Here is a 23,250-nt window from a genome sequence, read left to right as displayed (position 1 = left end):
GCAAATTAACGGACATTTGTTTCCGCTAATCNAAAATAGGCCAATTAACGGAACGAGTTGTCCGCTAATCGCCCGAAAACCGCCGAAAATCGGCGATTTAAGCAAATTAACGGACATTTGTTTCCGCTAATCGGCCCTTTTACCCGGTTTCGACAAAATTAGCGGACATCCGGTTCCGTTAGCGCCTAAGTGGTTAGCGTCAGCGCGCGGTGCATTGGCGGTAGCCGCAGTCACAGTAACCACCAGTAACCGCAATAACCAGCAGCACCGGCAGTACCGGCAGTACCGGCAGTACCCGCAGTACCAGCAGTAACTGCTGTATCCCACAGCACCTGCAGTACCGTCACCGCTGCACGCACACCTTCCGCCCGTCGAGCCTCACTCGCCCTTCGGCGAAGGCGGCGACGACGGACGGCAGCAGCCGATGCTCCGCCTCGTGAATGCGAGGTGCCAGCGTCTCCGCCGTATCCGCCGCATCGATCGCAACCGCCTCTTGCGCAATAACGGGGCCGGTATCCATCCCGCCGTCCACGAAATGCACGGTAACTCCGGTAATTTTCGCCCCGTACGCAATCGCCTGCACGATCGCATCCGTTCCGGGAAATGAGGGCAATAACGAAGGATGAACGTTTATGATCTTCCCGTCGAACGCGTCAAGCAGCACCTGCGTAACGAGCCGCATATAGCCCGCCAATACGATAAAATCGATGTTTCTCGCGCGCAGCTCGTCAACGAGCATCCGCTCGTACGCTTCGCGCGAACCATAATCCGCGGCGCGAAACGTCAGCACCGCAACTCCCAAATCTCCCGCACGCGCCACAGCGCCGGATTTGGCCCGGTCGCTGACCAGCAATGCGATCTCATACGATGGCGCCGAGCCCGTCCCCGCCTCGCGAGACGCCTTCACCAGCGCCTCGAAGTTCGAGCCGGAGCCCGACGCGAATACTGCAACGCGTTTCATGCCTCCGCGCCCTCGAACGTGACGACGCCGGTGCCTTCCGTGATGACGCCGATTTCATAGGCGGTCTCCCCGTGCTCGCGCGCCAGCCGCATAGCCTCGTCCTTCGCGTCCGCAGGAACGACCAGCACGAAGCCGATGCCCATGTTGAACGTGCGGTAGCAATCGTCATGCGACAGCGATCCGACGGAACGCAGCAGAGGAAAGATCGCCGGCATATCCCACGAGCCGAGCCGAATATGCGCGTTAACTCCTGAAGGAAGCACGCGCGGAATGTTTTCGATGAAGCCGCCGCCCGTAATGTGCGCCATGCCCTTCACCTCGACGCCGCGAAGCAAAGCAAGCGCCGGCTTTACATAAATCTTCGTCGGCGTCAGCAGCACGTCGCCCAATACGGCGCCTCCGAGCTCCGGAACCGCCTCGTCGATGCCATATCGTCCGCCGTCAGCAGATAAAAGCAGCAGCCGCACGAGTGAGTACCCGTTGCTGTGCACGCCGCTGGAGCCGAAACCGAGCACGACGTCGCCCGGGCGGATCGAACTGCCGTCCACCATGCGCGAGCGCTCCGCAACGCCGACCGAGAAGCCGGCAATGTCGTATTCGCCCTCGGCATACATGCCCGGCATCTCCGCCGTTTCGCCGCCGATCAACGCGCAGCCTGCTTGGACGCAGCCCTCGGCCACGCCTGCGACGACCTGCTCGATCTTCTCCGGCACCAGCTTCCCGCAGGCGAGATAATCGAGGAAGAACAGCGGTTCGGCGCCCGTCACGACAATGTCGTTGACGCACATGGCGACGGCGTCGATGCCGATCGTGTCGTGCTTATCGGCCGCGAACGCCACCTTGAGCTTCGTGCCGACGCCGTCGGTACCGCTGACCAACACCGGGTCCTCGTACTTTGCGCCGGCCTCGGCTAAAGAAAACAGTCCGCCGAAGCCCCCTAGTCCTCCCAGCACACCCGGGCGGTTGGTACGGCCTACATGCTTCTTCATTCTTTCCACCGCTTCGTTGCCCGCGGCTATGTCAACGCCGGCGCCCTTATACGCTTCCGACATTCCCGTCACCTCTCCCAAAATATCTCACTCTTATCCGTAAAGTTTCCCGCTCCAGCGATGGGGGGGAAAATCTCGAACTTGAAAACCCGTTACTCCGAATCGCCGCAGCCCGGCGTCAGCCCGGTCAGAGCCGCAACCGTATCCGCGTCCGCACCCTCGAACGTCGGGTACTTGTTATCGAAGCATGCGGTGCAAAATCCGCGGCTCAAGTTCAGCTCCCCGTTCGGCCGTCCGATCGAATCCAGAAGGCCGTCCTGGCTGAGAAAATACAACGAATCCGCATTGATCGCCTCGCGAATTTCCTCCACCGATTTCGAGGAAGCGATCAGCTCCTTCCGAGAAGGAGTATCGATCCCGTAAAAGCACGGATTCGCAAACGGCGGCGACGTAATCCGCACATGCACCTCGACCGCTCCCGCTTCGCGGAGCAAATTGACGATCCGGCGGGACGTCGTCCCCCGTACGATCGAGTCGTCGATCATGACGACGCGCTTGCCTTCAACCACCTTGCGAACGGCCGACAGCTTCATCCGCACCCCTTGCTCGCGCAATTCCTGCGAAGGCTGAATGAACGTCCGGCCGGTGTATCGGTTTTTGATCAAGCCGAGCTCGTACGGGATGCCCGTCTGCTCGGCAAAGCCGATCGCTGCCGATATGCTCGAATCCGGTACGCCGGTAATGATATCCGCGTCGACGAACGCCTCCATGGCGAGCCGCTTACCCATACGCTTGCGGGCCGCGTGCACGTTGACTTCGTCGACGTCGCTGTCCGGCCGCGCAAAATAAATATATTCCATCGCGCAGATCGCCCGCCGCGCCCCCGGCGGCGCAAACCGTTCGGTCCGCATGCCGCCTTGATCAAGCACGACCAGTTCTCCCTGCTCCACATCTCGCACGTATTCCGCGCCGACTATATCGAAGGCGCACGTCTCCGAAGCGAACAGCCACGCATCGCCGAGACGGCCCATCACGAACGGACGCAAGCCGTTCGGGTCTCTCGCGGCGATCAGCTGATCGTTCGTCATCAGCAGGAACGCATACGCCCCGTTCAGCCGATTCAACGCTTCCTTCACCGCATCGAGGAACGTCGGCTGCTTCGACCGCGCGATTAAATGCGCGACGACCTCGGTATCGCTCGTCGTCTGAAAAATCGAGCCGGCCGCTTCGAGCTCGCGCCGGATGTCCGGCGCGTTGACGATGTTTCCGTTCGTCGCCACCGCCAAATCTCCGCCGCGGTATTTGAAGACGAACGGCTGCGCGTTCGCCAGCTTGCTCTCGCCGGACGTCGAATAGCGGACATGCCCGATCCCGCCGGCACCGGCCATCTCGCCAAGACGCGAGCTGTCGAACACCTCTTTGACCAATCCCATCCCGCGATGGTAATGGAATTCGCCCCCGTCGGACGTTACGATGCCCGCGCTTTCCTGGCCGCGGTGCTGCAGCGCGTGTAGCCCGTAAAAAGCTAAAGACGACGCCTCGGAATGGCCCCAAACGCCGAACACGCCGCACTCCTCGCGGAGCTTGTCGAACCATTCGCGGTCGTCCGCACCTTCATTGAAATACTCTCCCGTCCACAGCTGCGGTATTATTTCATGAGACACGGGATCGCGTCCTTCCATGTTTTCTCGAGAGTTTCAACCGCCGTATCGAGCACAACCGAGCCGTTCACGCGAACCGTCAACCGATCGCCGCCGACTTTGCCGATGACCGACACCGGAATGCCGCTGTCGACGAGCATCATTTTCAACGCGTCCGCCTTCTCCGGCTTACAAGTCAGCAGCAACCGGGACTGCGACTCGCTGAACAAAGCGATATCCGCACGCAAATCCGTAGCTACATCCACATCGGCGCCAAGCTCATTCGCAAAGCAGCTTTCCGCCAAGGCCGCAGCCAGTCCGCCTTCGGACAAGTCGTGAGCGGAAACGACTAAGCCGCCGCGAATCGCCGCCAGCGCCGTTTTCAGCAGCTTCTGCTCCACCTCAAGGTCCAACCGCGGCGGACGGCCTTCCGTCACGCCGTGCACCGCAAGCTGGAACTCGCTGCCGCCAAGCTCGGCATACGTCTTCCCGAGCAAGAAAATCACGTCGCCTTCATTCTTAAAGCTTTGCGTCGTAATATGATCGATATCGCTCACGAGGCCGACCATGCCGACGACAGGCGTCGGGTAAATCGCGCCGCGCGCGTTTTCGTTATATAAAGAAACGTTCCCGCCGATGACCGGAGTGTCCAGCACTCGGCAAGCTTCCGCCATGCCGTCGACCGCCTTCTCCAGCTGCCAGAAAATTTCCGGCTTCTCCGGAGAACCGAAATTCAGGTTGTCCGTAATCGCCAGCGGCTGAGCGCCGGAGCAAACGATATTGCGCGCCGCTTCCGCAACGGCAATCGCGCCGCCGACCTCCGGATCGAGATAGACGAACCGTCCGTTGCAGTCGGTCGTCATCGCCAGCGCCTTGCGCGTGCCGTCAACCCGCACAACAGCGGCATCCGATCCCGGCGCAACCGCCGTTGCCGTCCGCACCATATAGTCATATTGGTGGTACACCCACTCTTTGGACGCAACCGTCGGGGATCCGAGCACTTTTAACAATGCGCCTTCGATATCTGTCGCTTCCGGGTACGCCGAAGTATCCACCGACGCGCCGGCCACATAATATTCAGGTACACGAGAAGGCTTATGATACTGCGGAACGTCGTCCACCAGTGCTCGCACCGGCATATCGGCAGCAATAGCCCCGTTATGGTATAAAGTCAAACGCCCGGTGTCCGTCACCTTGCCGACGATTTCGCAGAACAAGCCCCAGCGGTGGAACACTTCCTTGACCGCTTCCTCCTTGTCCGGCGTCGTCACGAACAGCATGCGCTCCTGGGATTCGGACAGCATCATTTCGTACGGCGTCATGCCGCTCTCGCGCTGCGGCACTTTATCCAAGTACAGGTCCATGCCGTTGCCCGCCTTGCTCGCCATCTCGGCGCTGGAGCACGTAAGCCCCGCCGCTCCCATGTCTTGAATGCCGAGCACCAAGCCGCGCTCGATCACCTCGAGGCACGCTTCCATGACAAGCTTCTCCATGAACGGATCGCCTACCTGCACGGCCGGCCGCTTCGCCTCGGACTCCGCCGTCAGCTCCTCCGACGCGAACGTCGCGCCGTGAATGCCGTCCCGGCCCGTGGCCGGTCCGACGTAAAACACCGGGTTGCCGACGCCTTGCGCCACGCCCCGCTGAATTTGGTCGTGCTCGATCAATCCGACGCACATCGCATTCACTAGCGGATTGCCCTCATACGACTCGTCGAACATAATTTCGCCGCCGACCGTCGGAATGCCGATACAGTTGCCGTAGCCGGCAATGCCCGATACGACATGCTCGAACAAATAGCGTACGCGTTCGTTTTCCAAGCGGCCGAATCGCAGCGAGTTCAATAAAGCGACCGGACGCGCGCCCATCGAAAAAATATCGCGAATAATGCCGCCGACGCCCGTCGCTGCGCCTTGGTACGGCTCGATCGCCGACGGGTGGTTGTGCGATTCGATTTTGAACACGACCGCCTGATTGTCGCCGATGTCCACGATGCCCGCACCTTCGCCGGGTCCCATCAATACGCGTTCGCCCGTTGTCGGGAATCTGCGCAGCACTACTTTGGAATTTTTATAAGAACAGTGCTCAGACCACATGACGCTGAACACACCGGTTTCCGTGTAATTCGGGAGACGTCCGAGATGGCCGACAACCTTCTCGTACTCTTCGTCGGACATGCCCATCTGCTTATAAAGCTTTTGGTCGCGGATTTGCTCCGCCGTCGGCTCCTTCGCCAGATTAGCTGCGAGCTGCTGCTGTGCTGCCATATGCGCGTTCCCTCCATGCTTCGAAAACTGACGTAAACATCCGCTTGCCGTCCTCCGAGCCGAGCAGCAAATCGACCGCCCGCTCCGGATGCGGCATCATCCCCAGCACGTTCCCGCGCTCATTCATAATGCCCGCGATATCGGCCACCGAGCCGTTCGGGTTCCAGCCGTCGTACCGGAATACGATTTGCCCGTTCGCTTCAAGCCTCTTCAAAGTCTCTTCGTCGCAATAATAGTTGCCTTCCCCGTGCGCGATCGGAATCGAAATTTTCTCACCGACAGCATACTGAGACGTGAACGCCGTATCCGCGCGCTCCACCCGCAGCGTCGATTGCGAGCAGCGAAACTTGAGCGAGTTGTTTCGGAGCATCGCCCCCGGCAGCAAGCCGGACTCGAGCAAAATTTGAAATCCGTTGCAAATCCCGAGCACGTACTTGCCTTCTTCCGCGGCCTTCCGCACTTCCTCCATCACCGGAGCAAACCGCGCAATCGCGCCCGTCCGCAAGTAATCGCCGTAGGAAAAACCGCCCGGCAGCAAAATCAAGTCGTATTTCGACAAATCGGTCGCCGTATGCCATACGTAGTCCACCGGCTGGCGAATCGTTTGCTCCACCGCTTTGCAGCAGTCAATATCGCAGTTGGAGCCGGGGAACACAATGACGGCCGCCTGCATCTGACGTTGTTCGGTCAACGGTTATTCCCCCTTCAATTCGAAGCGGTAGTCTTCGATTACGGTGTTGGCCAGCAGCTTCTCGCACATCGCGCGGATGCGCTCCTCCGCCGCAGCTTTGTCGTTCGTGTTCAGCGTAAGCTCCATATATTTGCCGATGCGCACTTCCCCGACTTCGTCGAAGCCCATCGAATGCAAGGCTCCTTGAACGGTTTTTCCTTGGGGATCGAGAACATTTTGCTTTACGGTTACGTAAACGGTCGCTTTCATCGCTTGCTTGCTCCTCTCGAACTCTCGAATTGGTATCGATTATCGGCTTTCTCCCGTAATGCGTCTGTATATTTCACGGTAACGCCGGGTCGTCTCTTCCACTACGCGCTGCGGCAGAGGGTCCGGCTCGCTGTTTTTGTCCCAGTCCGACTGCGCCAAATAGGTCCGAACCGGCTCTTTATCCATCGAGTCGATCTCAATGTCGAGCGCATAATTTTCCTTCGCCCAGAATCGGGACGAATCGGGGGTAAACAGTTCGTCGATCAGGATGAGCTCCCCGTCGATCAAACCGAACTCGAACTTGCAATCGGCCAAAATGATCCCGCGTTCCATCAACTTTTCATGAGCAAATACATATAATTGCAAACTTGCATCGCGCAGCCGCTCCGCCAAATCCGCGCCGATGACGCGCTGCATCTCCTCGAACGAAATATCCTCGTCGTGCCCGACGTCGTTCTTGGCCGCCGGCGTGAAGATCGGCTTCGGCAGCTTTGCGTTTTTCCGCGTTCCTTCCGGAAGCGGAATCCCGTTGACCTGCCCGGTCTTCTCGTACTGCCTCCAGCCGCCTCCGGTCAAATACCCCCGAACGACGCACTCGATATCGATGCGCCGCGCTTTGCGGGTGACCATGATGCGGTCCTTCAGCCGCTCCTTGTCGGTGACGAAGGCGCCGAGCTTGTCGGCGTCCGCGTGCACCATATGGTTCCCGACAATGTTTCTCGTCTCCTGGAACCAATGAACGCTAAGCCGGTTCAGAATGTTTCCTTTATCCGGCACGGCGGGCTTCAATATATAATCGAAGGCGGAAATACGGTCGGTCACCACAATGAGAAAATGCTCCCCAATATCGTACAGCTCGCGAACCTTCCCCTTATACACGAGCGGCGCATCCACGTACGGAGCGGCCGTCGGCAGCGCTTCAGGCAGCATGTCCTTCGTCATTTTCGGTTTCGCCTCCATTAACCTAATCCCAAGCGGCGGAAAATCGTATCCACATGCTTCAAGTGCCAGCTCGGATCGAAGCAGTCGGCGATTTCCTCCGGCGTAAGCGCCTCGGTAATTTCCGGCGTGCTTTCGATAATGGAGCGGAACTGGCGCTGCTCCTCCCACGCTTGCATCGCTCTCGGCTGTACGGTGTCGTACGCCTTTTCGCGGCTCCAGCCTTTGTCGATCAGCTTCGTCAGGACGCGTCCCGAGAACGGCACGCCGTACGTGCGCTCCATATTGCGCTTCATATTTTCCGGGAATACGGTCAAGTTTTTGAAGATGTTCCCGAGACGGTTCAGCATATAGTTGAGCAGCTGCGTCGCATCCGGGAGGATGATCCGTTCGACGGACGAATGCGAAATGTCGCGCTCATGCCATAGCGGCACGTTCTCGTAAGCGGACACCATGTGGCCGCGGATGACTCGCGCGAGGCCGCTGATGTTTTCGCAGCCGATCGGGTTGCGCTTGTGCGGCATCGCGGAGGAGCCTTTCTGACCCTTGGCGAACGCCTCTTCCACTTCGCGGATTTCGGACTTCTGCAGTGCACGGATTTCCGTAGCGAATTTGTCGAGCGACGTGGCGATGAGCGCGAGTGTCGCAACATATTCCGCGTGGCGGTCGCGCTGCAGCGTCTGCGTCGAAATCGGCGCCGGCGAAATGCCGAGCTGCTTGCACACGTATTCCTCGACGAACGGATCGATATTGGCGTAAGTGCCTACCGCTCCGCTGATTTTGCCGAATTGCACGCTGTTCGCGGCATGACGGAACCGATCGAGGTTTCGTTTCATTTCTTCATAATAAAGCGCGAGCTTGAGACCGAACGTCGTCGGCTCCGCATGAACGCCGTGCGTACGGCCCATCATGACGGTGTCTTTATAGCGGACCGCTTGGTCGCCGAGAATGTCGATGAACCGAACGATATCCTTCTCGAGAATCCGGTTCGCTTGCAGCAGCAAATAGCCGAGCGCCGTATCGACGACATCGGTGGACGTAAGACCGTAGTGCACCCATTTGCGCTCCGGCCCGACAGTCTCCGATACCGCGCGAGTGAACGCGATTACGTCGTGGCGCGTCTCCTGCTCGATTTCGTAGATGCGTTCGATTTGAAAGCTCGCTTTCTCCCGAAGCGCCTTTACGTCCTCCTTCGGAATGACGCCAAGCTCGCTCCAAGCCTCGCACGCCGTGAGCTCGACTTCCAGCCAAGCTTTGAATTTGTTTTCCTCGGTCCAAATCGCAGCCATCTCCGGCCTTGTGTAACGCTCGATCATGTTAGCTCTCCCTCCATATTCCGCACGTCTCCACCCAACGGAGCGCCTTCTCTATATCGTTCGTCAATAAATTGACGTGACCCATCTTGCGTCCCGGCTTCGCTTCCGCCTTGCCGTATAAATGCAGCTTCGCCGTCACACCCTCCGGCAAACGGCGTTCTCCTCCGCTTTCCAGCCAGCGGAGCAGCGGCTCCACGTGCTCGCCGAGCACGTTGACCATAACCACAGGCGTCAGCAGCCGCGGCTCCGTCAAAGGCAAGCCGCAAATCGCGCGAATGTGCTGCTCGAACTGCGAAACGGTGCACGCGTCCATCGTGTAGTGGCCCGAGTTGTGAGGCCTCGGCGCCAGCTCGTTGACGTACAGCGTACCGTCCTTGCCGACAAACATCTCTACTGCGATGAGTCCGGCAACGTTCAAGCTTTCCGCGATCTTCGCCGCAAGCGCGCAAGCTTCCCGCGCCAGCTCCTCGCCGATGCGGGCGGGCACCGCAGACGTATGAAGAATGCCGTTTACGTGCACATTTTCCGCCGGCGGGAACGCCGATACGGTGCCGTCCACGCTGCGGGCGGCGACCACCGATATTTCCATTTGAAAATCGACGAAGCCTTCAAGGATCAGCTCCACGCCGCCTCCCCCAAGCGCCGCGAACGCATCGGCGGCTTCCTCCGCCCGGCGGATAACGCGCTGCCCCTTCCCGTCGTAGCCGCCGGTGGAAGTTTTTAATACGCATGGCAGTCCGAGCTCCGCGATGCTGCGGCGAAGATCAGGCAGATCGAGCACTTCCCGGTACGGCGCAACGATCGCTCCTGCCGCCTCAATCGCTTGCTTCTCGCGGAGGCGGTGCTGCGTCGTGCGAAGCAGCGCGCTGCCCTGCGGCACGAAGGATTCACGCTCCAGCACGGCGGCTACGCCGGCATTCACATTCTCGAATTCGTACGTAATGACATCGGATAGCGATGCCAGCTCTCTGGCTGCAGCCTCATCGGCGTAGCCCGCCGTAATTTGACGGTCGGCCGCTTGTCCGCACGGCGAGTCCGGAGTCGGATCTAGCACCGCAAACCGGTATCCCATATTTCGTCCGGCGAGTGCGATCATGCGGCCCAGCTGACCGCCGCCGAGAATGCCGATCGTTGCTCCCGGCAAAATCGGCTTAATGTTCGTCTTTTCCGCTTCGGCAACTTGCGTTGTAATGGGAGTGTTATGATTTTCCATAGGGGTTATTATTCTCCGCTCTACTCGAAGTTATCGCTGTTTGCTTCAACTTCCGCCCGGATTCGCTCCCGGCGGTCCCGCAGCTTCGCCGCGACGCTCTCGTCAAACGCCCCGATCATTTGCGCCGCCAGCAATCCCGCATTCGTTGCGCCGGCCGTACCGATCGCTACGGTAGCGACCGGGATCCCTCCCGGCATCTGCACAATGGACAGCAGCGAATCGAGCCCGTTCAGCGCCGCCGACTTTACCGGAACGCCGATGACCGGCAGCTCCGTCTTGGCCGCCACCATACCCGGCAAATGCGCAGCGCCGCCGGCCCCCGCGATAATGACTTTCAAACCGCGGCTCTTTGCCGTCTCCGCATAATCGAACATGGCGTCCGGCGTGCGGTGCGCAGAGACGATTTTTTTCTCGTACGGAACTTGCAGCTCTTCGAGAATGCCGCAAGCCAGCTTCATCGTTTCCCAATCCGAACGGCTTCCCATGATGACTCCGACAATCGGCGTGGACAAGGAAATTCATCCTCTCTTCACCTAATAGAATAAAAGTCCGAGCGTTTCTATGGCTATCGGACATCTTGCATCATTCATTTTTTCGTTTCTTTCTACTAAGAGTTTATCAATACTGACATGGAGTGTCAACGAAAAGGCGAACATTAACACTACTTATTCAAATAAAGTTCGTATTTCAAATCATCGAAATAAATGATGACGCTTTCTCAATCTTGTGGTACGATATAAAATGTTGATTTTGTATTAAATTAACAATTTATTGTGCAATAAGGAAATCGGCAAACTTTCCGAAAGGAAAGGACGCAAAGCTATGGGTCTACGGCTTAAACAAGCTACGATCGCCTGGCTGCCCTTCACGTTTCGTTCCGTGCGTGTGGCGAGGACGTCCTTCTTCGGAAAGCCGAAGATGAGGTGGAGTCTGTGCGGGCCGGCAATATGAATCGAACGAATTGTCCCGAGTACGATGACATTCCCGACAAATGGCTGTCCGAGGACAGCGACGAAATGAAAAAGACCATCCGTCGCATCGCGTGCGAGCTGATCGGCTCCTGCGCCTACTGCACCATGATTTCCTCTGACCCGGATACGGACGTGCCGATCACCTGCGTCAAGCTGGCCGCGCTTCGAGAATCCAGACTCGTAAGCATCGATACGTGTCTGGACTGCGGGGAATTCCGCAAATAACGAGACTTATCCGTATTCGGGTAAGTCTCTTGCTTTTTCACACTGCCACCTTGTCAACGCTCCAAACGTATGTATATACAAATAAGAGAAATTAAAGAGGTACAGCAATGAACACACACCAGTTGATCTTAACAGCCGACCTTCAAAGCGTCGGATACGAAGCCGGCGAGCCGGCGGTGCGCGGCATCCGCTTCGAAGTAAGCTCCGGCGAAATGCTCGGCTTAATCGGCCCGAACGGAGCCGGGAAAAGCACCACCATCAAAGCCATTATGGGGCTATTGAAGCACGTCGACGGGAGCGTTCGGTTTCACGGACCGAAGCAAACATACGCTTACGTTCCCGAGCACCCGATTCTTTATGAAGATTTGACGCTGTGGGAGCATGTCACGTTCGCCGCTTCCGTTATGCCTTCCCAGAGCGAGAGCGGCATGGCGCTGGAACGCGCGGAACGCTTGCTGTCCCTGTTCCGGCTTGGCGACGTGCGCCACCACCTTCCCGGCAGCTTCTCCAAGGGCATGCAGCAGAAGCTGATGCTTGTTTTGGCGTTCATGCAGCAGCCGGACTTATATATTGTGGACGAGCCGTTCATCGGCCTGGACCCTCGCGCCACGAAGCAGCTGCTTGCGCTGCTTGCCGAGGAACGCTCCAGAGGGGCCGGTATTATTATGTCCACTCATGTGCTGGATACTGCAGAGAAAATTTGCAGCACGTTCCTGCTCGTGAACGAAGGCACCGCCAAGGCAAGCGGCGATTTGCGGCAAATCCGGACTTTGGCCGGCATGCCGGACGCCTCGCTGCTCGATTGCTTCGACGCCTTGACGTAAGGAGCGTGCCGATCCTATGAAAACCAATGTCTTACCTTTATTTCGTAATCGTCTTCGCGAAGCCTGGAGCTTTCAGTGGCGGTCGATCCGGATGGCCGTAGACTGGGTGATCGCGATTTACTTTATCGTTCCGGCGGCTGTTTTGTTTGCGGTCCAGTACAGCTCCTGGTGGGCCGGCGCCCCGAATTGGATCGGCGGCGTACCCGTTGCTGCGGCCGCGTTGTTGTTATACGTTGTCGCCGCTTCCGGACAAATCCGGCTTTTCGTAAGGCAGGCGGCATCCTCTTTTTAACCCAGCATGCCGGACTTTTCAACGGAATGAGACGGCTCGGGCTTTTGTATTCTTTTGCGGGAACCGGCGTGCGCGTCATCTTGTTTTTGCTGGCGTCGCTCCCCCTATTGCTGTATGCGTACCGGCTTTCGCCTGCGACAGTGCTGTACTGGGGATGTTCGGCTTTCCTTACAGGAAATCTCCAAGCCGTCGCCAGCTCTCTGCTGCGTTCGAAGCTCCGTGGCTGGAAAGGAACGTTCGTGCGGTCGGCGTCATTTTTGCTCGGCGGTCTCCTGTTTTGGTGGACGCTCTTTCTCCTTCCCGGCCTTCGGGAAGCATTGCTTCTGACCGCCGCGGGGGCTGCGGCATTGCTCGCGCGGCGCAGACTGAACGAGCGCGGGATGTTTTATTACGATGCCGAGGAAGAGCGCGAAGCGAGGCTGCGAATTGCGGCGCTTCTGCTTCGGGGCGTTGCCGCGAATAAGCGACATGCCAAAAAACAGCCGGTATTTTTTCGGAAGTCTCAGCCGTTATTTGCCGACCGCACTCCGTCCTCCGCGCTTAGCGAGCTAATGATTAAGACGGTGCTGCGCAGAGGCTCTCTCCGGATGCTGTACCTGCAGCTGCTCGCTGTCGGTTTTGGAGGAATTTTTGCCGCGCCGGTCGTATGGTTGAAGTGGGTCATTTTCGTATTCGCAAGCTTGCTTCTCGTTTATTGGCTTTACGGCATTATGACGGAAGCCTCTCGCTCCACCTTCGTACAAATTTATATAAAAAATACGGGTGCGATATACGATGCGACGATCAAAGCGCTGCTGCTGACCGCGCTGCCGGGCATACTCCTGCTTGGATTGTGGTGTGCCGTTTTCAGCTTGCGTTGACGGCTCGCCTCCGTTCCGATACATTCGCCGGGTCCGATGTAACGCTAAAAACCGTCGGCCCGAATGAGGTTCGACGCGACGCGGGTCCTCACCTCTTCCGATCCCCCTTATTACCGCTATCCCCTTCACTCAGCAAAATGCAATGCAATAGCTTCCCGACCGCCGCAGGATACCGGCCTTCCCCGAGCCTAGAGAGTCCACTACACTGAGCCGATGGGATAGCGGTAAAAAGGAGCGCGGATCGCACCTCATACCGACATCCTCGATCGGCTCGCGATTCGGGTAAACTAGCCCATTTTAGCGGACATATAAGCGGCAACTGCCAAGCACATAAAAAACCGGCAGCCCATTCAGGCCGCCGGTTCGACGATTTACGTTTATTATTCTCCGCCCAAGAAACCGTAACGGATGACGCACAGGATGGCGAGCACCCACATGAGCCAGTGAATCGGCACTTTGCGGGACGAGAACAGGTTGACGATGCCGCCGATCACTACGTAGGAGATGATCCCCATCGATATACCGTTGGCGATGCTGCCGGTAAACGGCATCATCACGATCGTCAAGAACGCCGGAAGCGCCTGAGCGAAATCGTCCCACTCGATTTCGCGAACGGAGCCCATCATAAGCACGCCGACAATGATCAATGCCGGAGCCGTCGCCGCGGACGGTACGATGCCGGCCAGCGGAAGAATGAGCAGCGAGAGGATGAACATGACGCCGGTCGTTACGGCCGTCAAGCCTGTCCGGCCGCCTTCGGAGACGCCCGCAGCGCTCTCGATGTACGCCGTAATCGTGCTTGTCCCAAGCAGTGCGCCGGTGCTGACGCCCGCAGCGTCGACGAGCATTGCGCGTCCGACCGTCTTTTGGCCTTCCGGCTTGTTGACGTCGATGCCCGCTTTGCTTGCCGTGCCGACCATCGTTCCGAATGTATCGAACAGCTCAACGAACGTAAACACGAAGATGATTTCAATGATACCTACGCCGAGCGCACCCATAATGTCCAGTTGCCCGACAGCCAAGTTCTCGAACGAAGGAATCCAGTTTGCTTTACCGAGGGCGCCGAAATCGACGACGTTCAAGCCGAGGAACGGAAGTCCGCCGATGATCGTCGTCGCTACGATGCCGATCAGCAGCGCGCCGCGAACGCGAAGCGCCATTAAAATACCGATAATGAGCAGTCCAAGCAATGCAAGGAATGTGTCCGGATGCGTGCTCGGATTAATGGAGCCGAGCATCAGATTGAAGGACGAGCCCGGAATCGGAACCGTTGCGTCCACACCCGGGTTAACGGAGATCGCAACCAAGTTGCTCAGCTTGAAGCCGATGATCGTAATGAACAGCCCGATCCCGACCGTGATGGCGACCTTGATGCTTTTCGGTACGGCCGTCAGAAGAATTTGCCGAACTTTCGTAACGGTCAGGATGATGAAAATAATACCGGAAATAAATACGGCGCCCAAAGCGGCCTGCCATGTAATGGCTCCGCCGGAGCTGAGCACGACGGTCATGAAGTAAGCGTTGAGTCCCATGCCCGGAGCGAGTGCAATCGGCACATTGACGAACAAGCCCATGGCAATGGTGACGATTCCCGCGCCGACAGCCGTTGCGAAAAATACGGCGTCCGCCGGAATGCCGGCACCGCCCGGGCCTAAGAAAATCTGGTTGACGAACAGGATGTAGGCCATCGTCATAAAAGTAGTCAAGCCTGCGATAATTTCCGTTCTTACATTCGTTCCGCGCTCACGCAACCGAAACAATTGATCCATCGCGTTTTGTCTCCCCTAATCTATTTTCGTTGTCCGGCACCGGCCAATATAGGGCTTTCGGTCCGGCATTTCGGCTTTATTGTATGGCTTATAATTCATGTTGTCAACAAAAATCCGAACGTTTAAATCGCATAACCATATTTCGTTCGGATTTTAACTCGGTAAAGGTTGCGCGGCGGCAAAAGAAAAGCGCTCCGAAGAGCGCCCTTGTACATAGTTGTTATTCCCATTCGATTGTAGCGGGCGGTTTGGAGGTAATGTCGTAGACGACGCGGTTTACATTTTCCACTTCGTTTACGATCCTGGTAGATATTATCTCCAAAACCTCGTACGGAATACGCGCCCAATCGGCGGTCATCCCGTCGATGGACGTTACCGCCCGAATGCCGACCGTGTAGGAGTAAGTGCGCGCGTCTCCCATGACGCCCACGCTCTTCATGTTCGGCAAAGCGGTAAAGTACTGCCAAATTTCGCGGTCAAGACCTGCCCGGGCAATTTCCTCGCGAAGAATGGCGTCGGACTCTCTGACAATCGTCAGCTTTTCTTCGGTCACCTCTCCGAGCACGCGAATCGCAAGCCCCGGTCCCGGGAACGGCTGCCGCCATACGATTTCGGCCGGAAGCCCGCACTCTTCCCCGACCTTGCGCACTTCGTCCTTAAACAAAGCCTTAAGCGGCTCAACCAGCTTAAACTTCATATCCTCCGGCAAACCGCCGACGTTATGGTGAGATTTGATCGTTTGCGCGGTAGCCGTTCCGCTCTCCACAATATCGGTGTAAAGCGTCCCTTGCGCCAAAAAGTCGAAATCGTCGAATTTGGACGACTCTTCTTGGAACACGTAAATAAATTCGTTGCCGATAATTTTCCGCTTCTTCTCCGGATCTTCGACGCCTGCCAGCTTTCCGAGGAAACGTTCGCGGGCGTCGATCTTCACTACGTTCATATCGAATTTCCCGGAGAAGGTTTCCATTACGCTTTCGGCTTCCCCTTTGCGGAGCAGGCCGTGATCGATGAACATGCAGGTGAGACGGTCGCCGATCGCTTTATGAATGAGCACGGCGACAACGGAGGAATCTACGCCGCCGCTTAGCGCGCACAGCACCTTGCGGTCGCCCACTTGCTCGCGAATGTCGCGGATCGTATCTTCAATGAACGTCGTCATGCTCCATGTGCCTTCGCAGCCGCACACTTCATAAAGGAAATTTTTAATTATTTCATTGCCGTAGGTGCTGTGGCGAACTTCAGGGTGGAACTGCACCGCAAACAGGTTTCGTTCCCGGTGGCTCATAGCCGCTACCGGCGCATGCTCGGTGCTCGCGTCCACCTGAAAGCCCTCAGGCAGCTCCGTAACCAAATCGGTATGGCTCATCCATACTTGCTGCTCCGGCTCAAGCCCGGCAATCAAGCGGCACTCTGGCTGAAAACGGACGGTCGCCTTTCCGTATTCCCGTTTGCCGGCGCGCTCCACCTTGCCCTTGAGCTGGTGGCTCATCAGCTGCATCCCGTAGCAGATCCCGAGAATCGGAATGCCCAGCTCATAAATTTCCGGATCGACAAACGGCGAATTTTCTTCGTAAACGCTGGCCGGTCCCCCGGAGAAAATAATGCCCTTCGGCGACAGTTCGCGAATTCGATCGCTGCTGGTATTAAACGGCAGCAGCTCGCTGTAAACGCCGAGATCACGGATCCGGCGGGCGATCAATTGGTTGTATTGACCGCCGAAATCAAGCACGACGACAAGCTCATTCGGTGCATCCATAACGTTCGTACAAGCCCCCCAAAACTTAATAGTGACTATAATATCGAAATTAGAGGCTAATCTCAATAACTTTCGGCAGCCACTCCAGCAAAATTCGGTTTACTTCGTCCGGTTGTTCCAAATTCGCCAAATGTCCGCCGCCGGCAACCGTTCTCAACCGGGCGCCGGGAATCGCCTCCGCCATCGCTTTAGCCGTCTCCGGCGGGGTGATGGCGTCGTCCTCTCCGACGATAATGAGTGCGGGAACGCCAACCTGCGGCAGCATGCCCGTCGAATCGGCGCGCTCGGCCATGCCTAAAGCGGCCGAAGCGATCCCTTCGCGCGACGCCGACAGCATCATCCGTTCTACGCGCTTCACGAGCTCCGGGTTCGCTTCCGGCGTCGCCGGGGAGAGCAGCTTCATCAGCATCGACTGCGCCACCGCCTCGGGCCCTTGCTTCATCGCCGCTTCGGCCGTCGCCCTGCGCCCTGCTTTCGCTTCCTCTCCGTCCGCACCCGCTTTCGTGTCAACAAGCACCAGCCCCAATACTTTATCGGGGTAGCGGCGGACAAACTCGAACGCAATGTAGCCCCCCATGGAAAACCCGGCGATCACCGCCTTTTCGATCCCCAACCGATTCATAATGTCCGCCGCATCATCGGCGTACTGCGCCATCGTAACCGGCTTCGGAAGTCCGCCCGCACCCGCAGGCGGCGCCGTCTCTTTCGAACCTCCGAACCCGCGCAAATCGGGAGCGACGACGCGGCAGCTTTGTTCGAGCCGCTTCAGCTGCGGCTCCCACATTTCCTTATGTAAAGGAAAACCGTGCAAAAACAATATCGTATCCCCGGTTCCGGAATCATACACTTCAAACTCGCCTTTTCCGTCCGATGCTAACGTTTTTACACTCATCTTCTTTATCGCCTCCAATGCACAGCTTTTCTTTTAGTATGACACAAAAATATCCGCAACAAAAAAAATAGGCCCCGAATGAACGGGACCCAATGCGGGGAGTGAGAGCAAGCATCCGATGCGCTTGCGGCGCACGGATTTGAAGAAACGACGGCGGTGCGAATCAACAGCCATTGACTGTCGATCGTTTACCGCTATGGGGTAAGATTACACTAAAAAAGCCGCTGACGGCATAACTTTTGTTAGGTTAGTTGACACATTTTATCGTGGTTAGCACTATTTTTAGCTCTATGTTATATTCCATGACACGATTTATACCATTTCGGAATATGGTGTGATAAAATGATCGCATCGATGGTTAATACCTAACATGCCAGCATGAACAACGTATGTCGTAAGGCGCCCGCCGTTGCCGACTCGTGTTCTAAAAAACGGAGGTTGAACAGCTTATGTCATATCGGGACAGAAAAGTGATTTCAATCGGCTTGGTCAGCGAAATAACAGGTTTATCCGTCAGAAAAATCAGGTATTACGAGGAGCGTAAGCTGATTTTTCCGGAACGTTCCAAGGGCGGAACGAGGAAATATTCGTTCGCAGACGTCGAGAAGTTAATTGACATCGCCAACCAAATCGAAGACGGACTTCAAACCTACGAGATTAAAAAAATGGAAGCGAAAAGACTGCGGGTTCAAACGAAATCCGTATGAAACACATAAGGCTATCCTAAGCGCCGTGCAATGCCGCATGCGCTAGGGATAGCCCGTTTTATTTTGCCCGCGGTTAGTTGGACGACACTACCCGGCGCCAAATTTCGTCGAGCCATTGACGCGTCGCCCGCCTGCCCGGATCTCCGCCGAACCGCACGCACTCGTCGTATTTGACAAGCTCGAGCAGCTCGGAGCGGCTTTCCGCCGGCAAGCCTTCTACATATTCCCGCAGTGTGGAGGCGTACGAACGCTTGCCGTATTTGCGGTATACACGCTTCCAAAACAGATCGAGCCGCGCAAGCGCCGCGTCGGCCGCCGCATCCCGGCGGCGGCTGTGCCGCGTCTTGGAACGCGGCCTCCGGTGAGGTGAAAGCCGCTTGACGGCATACGGGGCGGCCGCGGCGGCGATTCCGATGGCAGCGAGGCCTGCAACGGCCGGCGGAACCCGCGGATCCTGCTCCGCCGCCGCGTCGTACAGCCGCTTTGCTCGATCCAGCTGCTCTTTCGCCTCTCCCCATACGCGCGCAGCAGCTTCCTTCATCCGGCCGGCGAAGCGGGCGTACGGCCCGTCGACAACTTCGTTTTGTCCCAGCCCGTTGTTTTGTGTAAGGTTTGCTGTCGCAACCTTCCCTGCGGATGCGGTCAGCCCTGCGGGCAGCATCATGTTTACGGCCTTCACCGTCCGTTCGGCACCGCCCGCTCCCGCTGCGGCTGCAGCGGCATATCCGAAGCCCGGCGTCGCCTCGAACGGCACCCAGCCCGACTCCGGAAAGTATACCTCTACCCAAGAATGCGCATCCTTCGCACGCACGATAAAGTCCCCGCTCTCCGCATCCGCAGCGCCCGGCGCGAAGCCTTTGACCCACCTTGCTTCAATCCCGAGCGACCGCAGCAGGACGACCATCGCCGTGGAGAAGTGGTTGCAATAGCCCTGACGGTCTTCAAACAGAAACGTATCGACGAAATCGGCCCCTCTCGGAGGATGTTTCGTGTCCAGCGTATAAGCGTAGTTCTCGTGCAAATATTTCTGAACCGCCATTACATACATCAGCCGGTTCCGCGGAAGCTCCTTCACGATTTCGAGCGCCAGCTCCTTCACTCTGGAAGGCAGGCTGTCCGGCAGCTGAAGATACCGGCCGGAGACGTCATCCGGCACCGTCCCCCGATCAAGGAGCAGCTTCTCCTCGCCGCCCGTCTGAACGGCGGCTTCGAATGCGTAGGATGCAAGCGTGATCGAATCCGTACCGACGAAGTACGAGCCGTTCTCGGCGTCATGGCGAATATGAATGTCGGAAACCGAATCGCCGCTGCGGGCGCTCAACTGCGCAAAGCGAAGCACCTTGCCGCCGGCGAATACGAGCTGAGACAGCGCTTCATCCACGACTTGCACCTCTTGCTGCACCGTTTCCCCAGGCCGATCGTCGTAAGCTCTGTAAGAACCGTAAATGCCGGCCCCGAGCGCTCCGCCGTTTAAGGCGTAAACGCTTTTCAAATCGGCTTCGAATACCTCGCTGCCGTCCGTAAGCGCGCTTTCCCTCCAGCCGCGGCCGGTGTAGACGTCCTTCGATTCGCCCCGCCAATAGGTCGGCTTCGAGGAACGCGCTATGAACGCGACCGAATCGTCCTGCGTAATCGGGCCGCCAAGATTCCCGTCGTATGAGTCGTAGCCGGTTTTCGTCTCAAGCGCCGCCGGAACGTTGCCCGCGCCGAATTGCTGCGCCCAGTCGATCACGCCTTCGACCTCGACGGGCTCCACCTGCCTCGGAAGCGACGCGGACAGCGCATAACCGCCGCCTAGCACGGCCGTTCCGACGATCGCCCCGGCCGTTGCAGCCGCCGCGATCGAGCCTCTTCCGCCCGAGAAGGCGAAGCCTGAAGCCTTTTCCCATTTCGGGGCGTTCAGTACGGCCAGCATCAGCAATCCCGACAACGACGCTCGAAGCAAGCCTTCGTTCGTATCGATGCCCGGCCACAGCTGAAGCAAAAGCAGAAAGCCGATCGTCGCCCCGACGAACCATATGCCTTGGCCGCGATCCGCTACGATGCGAAACGCGGCGTATACGAGCGCAGCCCAGCCGATCAGGAATACGAACGTTCGAAGCTCGGGGCTTATGGCGAAATACGAACCGTTCAACAGTCTGTCGGCATCGGCGGAAAGGATGGCCGGAATTTCAAACCACCACGATCCGGCAAAGAACGACTCCGTCCGAAACCAATAGCCGACCCATCCTGCGGTCAGCAATAGCTTCAGCGGCCAGCCGATCGCGCCAGGCACCCGCAGCGCATCGACGACAAGGAATGTCGCGACCGACCAAATAAACGGATTGATCCGGTGAATGTCGGTAATTTCCGCCATGGCCGTCAGCGGACGCAGCCACTCGAGGATAAGCAAAAATACGAATACGGATACGAGCGTATGGTACAGGATGCCCCCGCTTCTGCGCGTTGCGCCCTGCTCCTGCTCAGGAAGTAAGGGCGACGGACGGACGCTCATCGTACGCACCTCCCAATCCGCTCACATCGACGATTCGGCAGCCGGACGCTTCGATCCAGCGGACGGCGTCGCCCTGGATCATCCGGCTGCGCCCGAAAGCCGCGGCGAAGACGCAGATGACGTCGATGCCGCGAGACCGCAGCGTTCGGCACAGCGCGACTGTTTCCGCATCGGCGCGAGCCGTCACCACGATGGCGGTTTCCGCTCCGCCGGCTGCCGCAGCGGCCGACGCCCCCGCAAGCGAAGGCTCCTCGGCTGCTTCAAGCAAGGCAAGCTTGGCCTGCCATGTGCCCGGAATCGGCATGTGAAGCGCCGAAGCGGCCGTACCGAGCAGCTGAAACCGCCGGCGGCTTCTGCCGAGCAAAGCGCAGACGCTCGCAGACGCCTCTGCGAGAAAATCCGCCGCTTGCCGCCGCTCTTCCTCATCCGCCTGCAGAAAGACGTCCGCCAACACCACCGTGTGTCCGGCCTCGGCTTCGCTCGCAGGCGTTCGAACGAGCCATTTGTCCGAGCGGGCGGCCGTCTTCCAAACAATTCTCGAGGACGAATCGCCCTCGCGGTATTGTCTCAAGTCTCCTATGTGCCGGTCGTCCGTTTGCCTTGTCAGCAGCGCCTGCTCCGTATGGGGTGCAAACACTAGCGGTCGCGGCGCGGCGACAGCCTCAAGCGGAGCCATGCTAACGCGAACCTTCCGCAGCATAATGCCGAACGGGTCGCCGACCCACAGCTCCAGATCGTGAAACCGGTATATCCCTCGTTTCGGCAAAGGCAGCACGTAGCTGTATTTCATCTCGGAGGTCAGCCACGGCCCGCACAGACGGTCATGCTGCCAATCGCCCGCGCGGTCGCGGATGACGATCCATGGAAGCGGCAGTGCAAAGCTTCTGTGCAGCCGGATATCGACGGACGCTTCGTCGCCCGCGGTCAGCACGAGCCGGCCGCTGCCGCCATATTCGTCGGCGCCGTACACCATTCGGCTCGCTTTCATCCCCCGCAAGCCGATCCAAGCGACCAGCAGGCCGTATGCGCATATCAAGCTGTACGCGTAAAACACGAAGCCGAACGCGAAGCCGCCCCGAACATAGTAAGCGCCGCCCAGCAAGCACCATGCCGCCGCAGCCAGCAGCCCGTTCGTTCTCATCGCGCGATCCCTCCGTATGAGGAAGTTGCCGCGGGAACCGGCGTTTCCTTCAGAATGCGGCGCAGCACCTGCTCCGCGGTCGCGCCGGCGTACGCCGCTTCGGGGCGCACGGCCAACCGGTGCGCGAGCACCGGCACGGCGAGCGCCTTCACGTCGTCGGGGACGACGAAGCCGCGTCCCCGCAGCAGCGCCTGCGCTTGCGCCGCGCGCAGCAGCGCCATCGACGCGCGCGGGCTTGCGCCGAGCGACAGCTCGCTCGCGCGCCGCGTCGCATGGACAAGCCGTACGACGTACTGCTTGATGGAAGAGTCGGCCAGCGTCGCCGACGCCTGCCGCTGCAGCTCGCGCAGCTCGTCGATCGTAAGCAGCGCCCGCGGCTCGGGCGCTGCGGCGTCCGCGCGCGACAGCAGCGACTCCTCCTCCTCCGGAGTCGGATATCCGAGACCGATTTTCATCAGGAATCGGTCGAGCTGCGCCTCGGGCAGCGGATACGCGCCCTCGAAGCCGTGCGGGTTTTGCGTCGCCAGCACGACGAAAGGCTCCGGCAGCCGGTACGACTCCCCGTCCACCGTCACATGCCGCTCCTCCATCGCCTCCAGCAGTGCGGACTGCGTCTTCGGCGGCGTCCGGTTCAGCTCGTCCGCCAGCACGATGTTCGCCATGATCGGCCCCGGACGGAACTCGAACGTCTCCAGCGCCTTCCGGTAAATAGACACTCCCGTCACATCGGACGGCAGCAAATCCGGCGTGCACTGCACGCGTCCGAATTCGCAGCCGAGCGTTCTCGCGATCGTCTTCGCCATCAGCGTCTTCCCGACGCCGGGCACATCCTCCAGCAGCACGTGCCCCCCGCACAAAATAGCGACAAGAACGTGCTCTATCGATTCTCTCTTTCCTATTACGATTTTTTCTACGTAACGCACAATACCCTCAAGCATAGCTTGAGGGCGGTCCCACAATATTTCGCTGCGCGGCCCTCTCATGAGCATACCTCCTGTTTCCGAAAACCATAGGTTATATGCTCAGTTTGCCCCGTCTGCGAATCTTTTAG

21 protein-coding genes and 1 riboswitch are annotated in these 23,250 nt (G+C 58.4%); of the genes, 5 read left to right on the top strand and 16 right to left on the bottom strand.

Annotated features, from left to right (window positions below; all coding sequences use genetic code 11):
• Positions 1-343 precede the first annotated feature (343 nt).
• From purN to purE, 10 genes are all read right to left on the bottom strand, one after another.
• The gene (gene purN / locus PT964_RS09255; protein ID WP_274363068.1) at positions 344-961 is read right to left on the bottom strand and encodes a phosphoribosylglycinamide formyltransferase; all 618 of its coding nucleotides are present in this window, start codon (positions 959-961) and stop codon (positions 344-346) included.
• A complete protein-coding gene (purM, locus tag PT964_RS09250; RefSeq protein WP_274363067.1) occupies positions 958-2,013 on the bottom strand; it encodes a phosphoribosylformylglycinamidine cyclo-ligase in 1,056 nt (351 codons plus the stop codon). The genes purN and purM overlap by 4 nt, the downstream gene beginning before the upstream one ends.
• 89 nt (positions 2,014-2,102) lie before the next feature.
• Positions 2,103-3,632: an amidophosphoribosyltransferase gene (gene purF / locus PT964_RS09245; protein ID WP_274363066.1), complete on the bottom strand. Its 1,530-nt coding sequence runs from the start codon at positions 3,630-3,632 to the stop codon at positions 2,103-2,105.
• Complete coding sequence (gene purL / locus PT964_RS09240) at positions 3,599-5,857, bottom strand: phosphoribosylformylglycinamidine synthase subunit PurL (RefSeq protein WP_274363065.1); 2,259 nt, start codon at positions 5,855-5,857, stop codon at positions 3,599-3,601. Before purL ends, purF begins: the two co-directional genes overlap by 34 nt.
• Positions 5,829-6,530, bottom strand: a complete 702-nt coding sequence (gene purQ / locus PT964_RS09235) for a phosphoribosylformylglycinamidine synthase subunit PurQ (protein WP_274363090.1) — start codon at positions 6,528-6,530, stop codon at positions 5,829-5,831. Before purQ ends, purL begins: the two co-directional genes overlap by 29 nt.
• A 21-nt stretch (positions 6,531-6,551) precedes the next feature.
• Positions 6,552-6,797 (bottom strand): phosphoribosylformylglycinamidine synthase subunit PurS, encoded by a 246-nt coding sequence (gene purS / locus PT964_RS09230; protein WP_274363064.1) that lies wholly within the window; start codon positions 6,795-6,797, stop codon positions 6,552-6,554.
• 39 nt (positions 6,798-6,836) lie between these two features.
• Positions 6,837-7,739: a phosphoribosylaminoimidazolesuccinocarboxamide synthase gene (locus PT964_RS09225; RefSeq protein WP_425262691.1), complete on the bottom strand. Its 903-nt coding sequence runs from the start codon at positions 7,737-7,739 to the stop codon at positions 6,837-6,839.
• 17 nt (positions 7,740-7,756) lie between these two features.
• On the bottom strand, positions 7,757-9,052 hold the full coding sequence (purB, locus tag PT964_RS09220; RefSeq protein ID WP_274363063.1) for an adenylosuccinate lyase: 1,296 nt from the start codon (positions 9,050-9,052) through the stop codon (positions 7,757-7,759).
• Between the two features lies 1 nt (position 9,053).
• Positions 9,054-10,265, bottom strand: a complete 1,212-nt coding sequence (gene purK / locus PT964_RS09215; protein ID WP_274363062.1) for a 5-(carboxyamino)imidazole ribonucleotide synthase — start codon at positions 10,263-10,265, stop codon at positions 9,054-9,056.
• 20 nt (positions 10,266-10,285) lie between these two features.
• Positions 10,286-10,750, bottom strand: coding sequence for a 5-(carboxyamino)imidazole ribonucleotide mutase (gene purE / locus PT964_RS09210; RefSeq protein ID WP_274363088.1), 465 nt, complete (start codon positions 10,748-10,750; stop codon positions 10,286-10,288).
• A 294-nt stretch (positions 10,751-11,044) separates the two neighbouring features.
• A riboswitch (cyclic di-GMP riboswitch) is annotated at positions 11,045-11,131 on the top strand.
• Between the two features lie 66 nt (positions 11,132-11,197).
• Here purE and PT964_RS09205 point away from each other — a divergent pair.
• From PT964_RS09205 to PT964_RS09190, 4 genes are all read left to right on the top strand, one after another.
• Positions 11,198-11,461 carry a hypothetical protein gene (locus tag PT964_RS09205; RefSeq protein WP_274363061.1) on the top strand — a complete coding sequence of 88 codons (264 nt, stop codon included), beginning with the start codon at positions 11,198-11,200 and terminating at the stop codon, positions 11,459-11,461.
• Between the two features lie 107 nt (positions 11,462-11,568).
• Positions 11,569-12,285, top strand: coding sequence for an ABC transporter ATP-binding protein (locus PT964_RS09200; protein ID WP_274363060.1), 717 nt, complete (start codon positions 11,569-11,571; stop codon positions 12,283-12,285).
• 16 nt (positions 12,286-12,301) lie between these two features.
• Entirely contained in the window at positions 12,302-12,577 is a 276-nt protein-coding gene (locus PT964_RS09195) for an ABC transporter permease (protein ID WP_274363059.1), read from the top strand.
• A gap of 44 nt (positions 12,578-12,621) precedes the next feature.
• Entirely contained in the window at positions 12,622-13,437 is an 816-nt protein-coding gene (locus tag PT964_RS09190; RefSeq protein ID WP_274363058.1) for an ABC transporter permease, read from the top strand.
• 380 nt (positions 13,438-13,817) lie between these two features.
• On the opposite strand, the gene PT964_RS09185 is transcribed toward PT964_RS09190, so the two are convergent.
• The 3 genes from PT964_RS09185 to PT964_RS09175 form a co-directional block, all read right to left on the bottom strand.
• Positions 13,818-15,206 (bottom strand): NCS2 family permease, encoded by a 1,389-nt coding sequence (locus PT964_RS09185; RefSeq protein WP_274363057.1) that lies wholly within the window; start codon positions 15,204-15,206, stop codon positions 13,818-13,820.
• 220 nt (positions 15,207-15,426) lie between these two features.
• Positions 15,427-16,965 carry a glutamine-hydrolyzing GMP synthase gene (gene guaA / locus PT964_RS09180; RefSeq protein ID WP_274363056.1) on the bottom strand — a complete coding sequence of 513 codons (1,539 nt, stop codon included), beginning with the start codon at positions 16,963-16,965 and terminating at the stop codon, positions 15,427-15,429.
• Between the two features lie 49 nt (positions 16,966-17,014).
• Entirely contained in the window at positions 17,015-17,857 is an 843-nt protein-coding gene (locus PT964_RS09175; RefSeq protein ID WP_274363055.1) for an alpha/beta fold hydrolase, read from the bottom strand.
• Positions 17,858-18,306: 449 nt separating this feature from the next.
• On the opposite strand from PT964_RS09175, the gene PT964_RS09170 reads away from it, so the two are divergent.
• Entirely contained in the window at positions 18,307-18,564 is a 258-nt protein-coding gene (locus tag PT964_RS09170; RefSeq protein ID WP_274363054.1) for a MerR family transcriptional regulator, read from the top strand.
• Between the two features lie 73 nt (positions 18,565-18,637).
• Here the strand turns inward: PT964_RS09170 and PT964_RS09165 are convergent, their stop codons facing one another.
• Genes PT964_RS09165 through PT964_RS09155 form a run of 3 tightly spaced genes read right to left on the bottom strand, consistent with a single transcriptional unit; the run spans position 18,638 to position 23,182 of the window.
• Entirely contained in the window at positions 18,638-21,058 is a 2,421-nt protein-coding gene (locus PT964_RS09165; protein WP_274363053.1) for a transglutaminase-like domain-containing protein, read from the bottom strand.
• Complete coding sequence (locus tag PT964_RS09160; protein WP_274363052.1) at positions 21,027-22,199, bottom strand: DUF58 domain-containing protein; 1,173 nt, start codon at positions 22,197-22,199, stop codon at positions 21,027-21,029. The genes PT964_RS09165 and PT964_RS09160 overlap by 32 nt, the downstream gene beginning before the upstream one ends.
• Positions 22,196-23,182 (bottom strand): AAA family ATPase, encoded by a 987-nt coding sequence (locus tag PT964_RS09155; RefSeq protein WP_274363051.1) that lies wholly within the window; start codon positions 23,180-23,182, stop codon positions 22,196-22,198. Before PT964_RS09155 ends, PT964_RS09160 begins: the two co-directional genes overlap by 4 nt.
• Positions 23,183-23,250: the final 68 nt, after the last annotated feature.

It is taken from the genome of Paenibacillus thermotolerans, from assembly GCF_028745515.1.
Lineage (GTDB): Bacteria > Bacillota > Bacilli > Paenibacillales > YIM-B00363 > Paenibacillus_AE > Paenibacillus_AE thermotolerans.
The sequence above is the reverse complement of the archived record's forward strand: the minus strand, read 5'-3'. Positions and strand labels throughout refer to the sequence as shown.

Bases quoted from the DNA above. Each gene is read 5' to 3' on its own strand.
- purN (WP_274363068.1), bottom strand. From the start codon at position 961: ATGAAACGCGTTGCAGTATTCGCGTCGGGCTCCGGCTCGAACTTCGAG.
- purM (WP_274363067.1), bottom strand. From the start codon at position 2,013: ATGTCGGAAGCGTATAAGGGCGCCGGCGTTGACATAGCCGCGGGCAAC.
- purF (WP_274363066.1), bottom strand. From the start codon at position 3,632: ATGGAAGGACGCGATCCCGTGTCTCATGAAATAATACCGCAGCTGTGG.
- purL (WP_274363065.1), bottom strand. From the start codon at position 5,857: ATGGCAGCACAGCAGCAGCTCGCAGCTAATCTGGCGAAGGAGCCGACG.
- purQ (WP_274363090.1), bottom strand. From the start codon at position 6,530: ATGCAGGCGGCCGTCATTGTGTTCCCCGGCTCCAACTGCGATATTGAC.
- purS (WP_274363064.1), bottom strand. From the start codon at position 6,797: ATGAAAGCGACCGTTTACGTAACCGTAAAGCAAAATGTTCTCGATCCC.
- PT964_RS09225 (WP_425262691.1), bottom strand. From the start codon at position 7,739: ATGACGAAGGACATGCTGCCTGAAGCGCTGCCGACGGCCGCTCCGTAC.
- purB (WP_274363063.1), bottom strand. From the start codon at position 9,052: ATGATCGAGCGTTACACAAGGCCGGAGATGGCTGCGATTTGGACCGAG.
- purK (WP_274363062.1), bottom strand. From the start codon at position 10,265: ATGGAAAATCATAACACTCCCATTACAACGCAAGTTGCCGAAGCGGAA.
- purE (WP_274363088.1), bottom strand. From the start codon at position 10,750: ATGGGAAGCCGTTCGGATTGGGAAACGATGAAGCTGGCTTGCGGCATT.
- PT964_RS09200 (WP_274363060.1), top strand. From the start codon at position 11,569: ATGAACACACACCAGTTGATCTTAACAGCCGACCTTCAAAGCGTCGGA.
- PT964_RS09195 (WP_274363059.1), top strand. From the start codon at position 12,302: ATGAAAACCAATGTCTTACCTTTATTTCGTAATCGTCTTCGCGAAGCC.
- PT964_RS09185 (WP_274363057.1), bottom strand. From the start codon at position 15,206: ATGGATCAATTGTTTCGGTTGCGTGAGCGCGGAACGAATGTAAGAACG.
- guaA (WP_274363056.1), bottom strand. From the start codon at position 16,965: ATGGATGCACCGAATGAGCTTGTCGTCGTGCTTGATTTCGGCGGTCAA.
- PT964_RS09175 (WP_274363055.1), bottom strand. From the start codon at position 17,857: ATGAGTGTAAAAACGTTAGCATCGGACGGAAAAGGCGAGTTTGAAGTG.
- PT964_RS09170 (WP_274363054.1), top strand. From the start codon at position 18,307: ATGTCATATCGGGACAGAAAAGTGATTTCAATCGGCTTGGTCAGCGAA.
- PT964_RS09165 (WP_274363053.1), bottom strand. From the start codon at position 21,058: ATGAGCGTCCGTCCGTCGCCCTTACTTCCTGAGCAGGAGCAGGGCGCA.
- PT964_RS09160 (WP_274363052.1), bottom strand. From the start codon at position 22,199: ATGAGAACGAACGGGCTGCTGGCTGCGGCGGCATGGTGCTTGCTGGGC.
- PT964_RS09155 (WP_274363051.1), bottom strand. From the start codon at position 23,182: ATGAGAGGGCCGCGCAGCGAAATATTGTGGGACCGCCCTCAAGCTATG.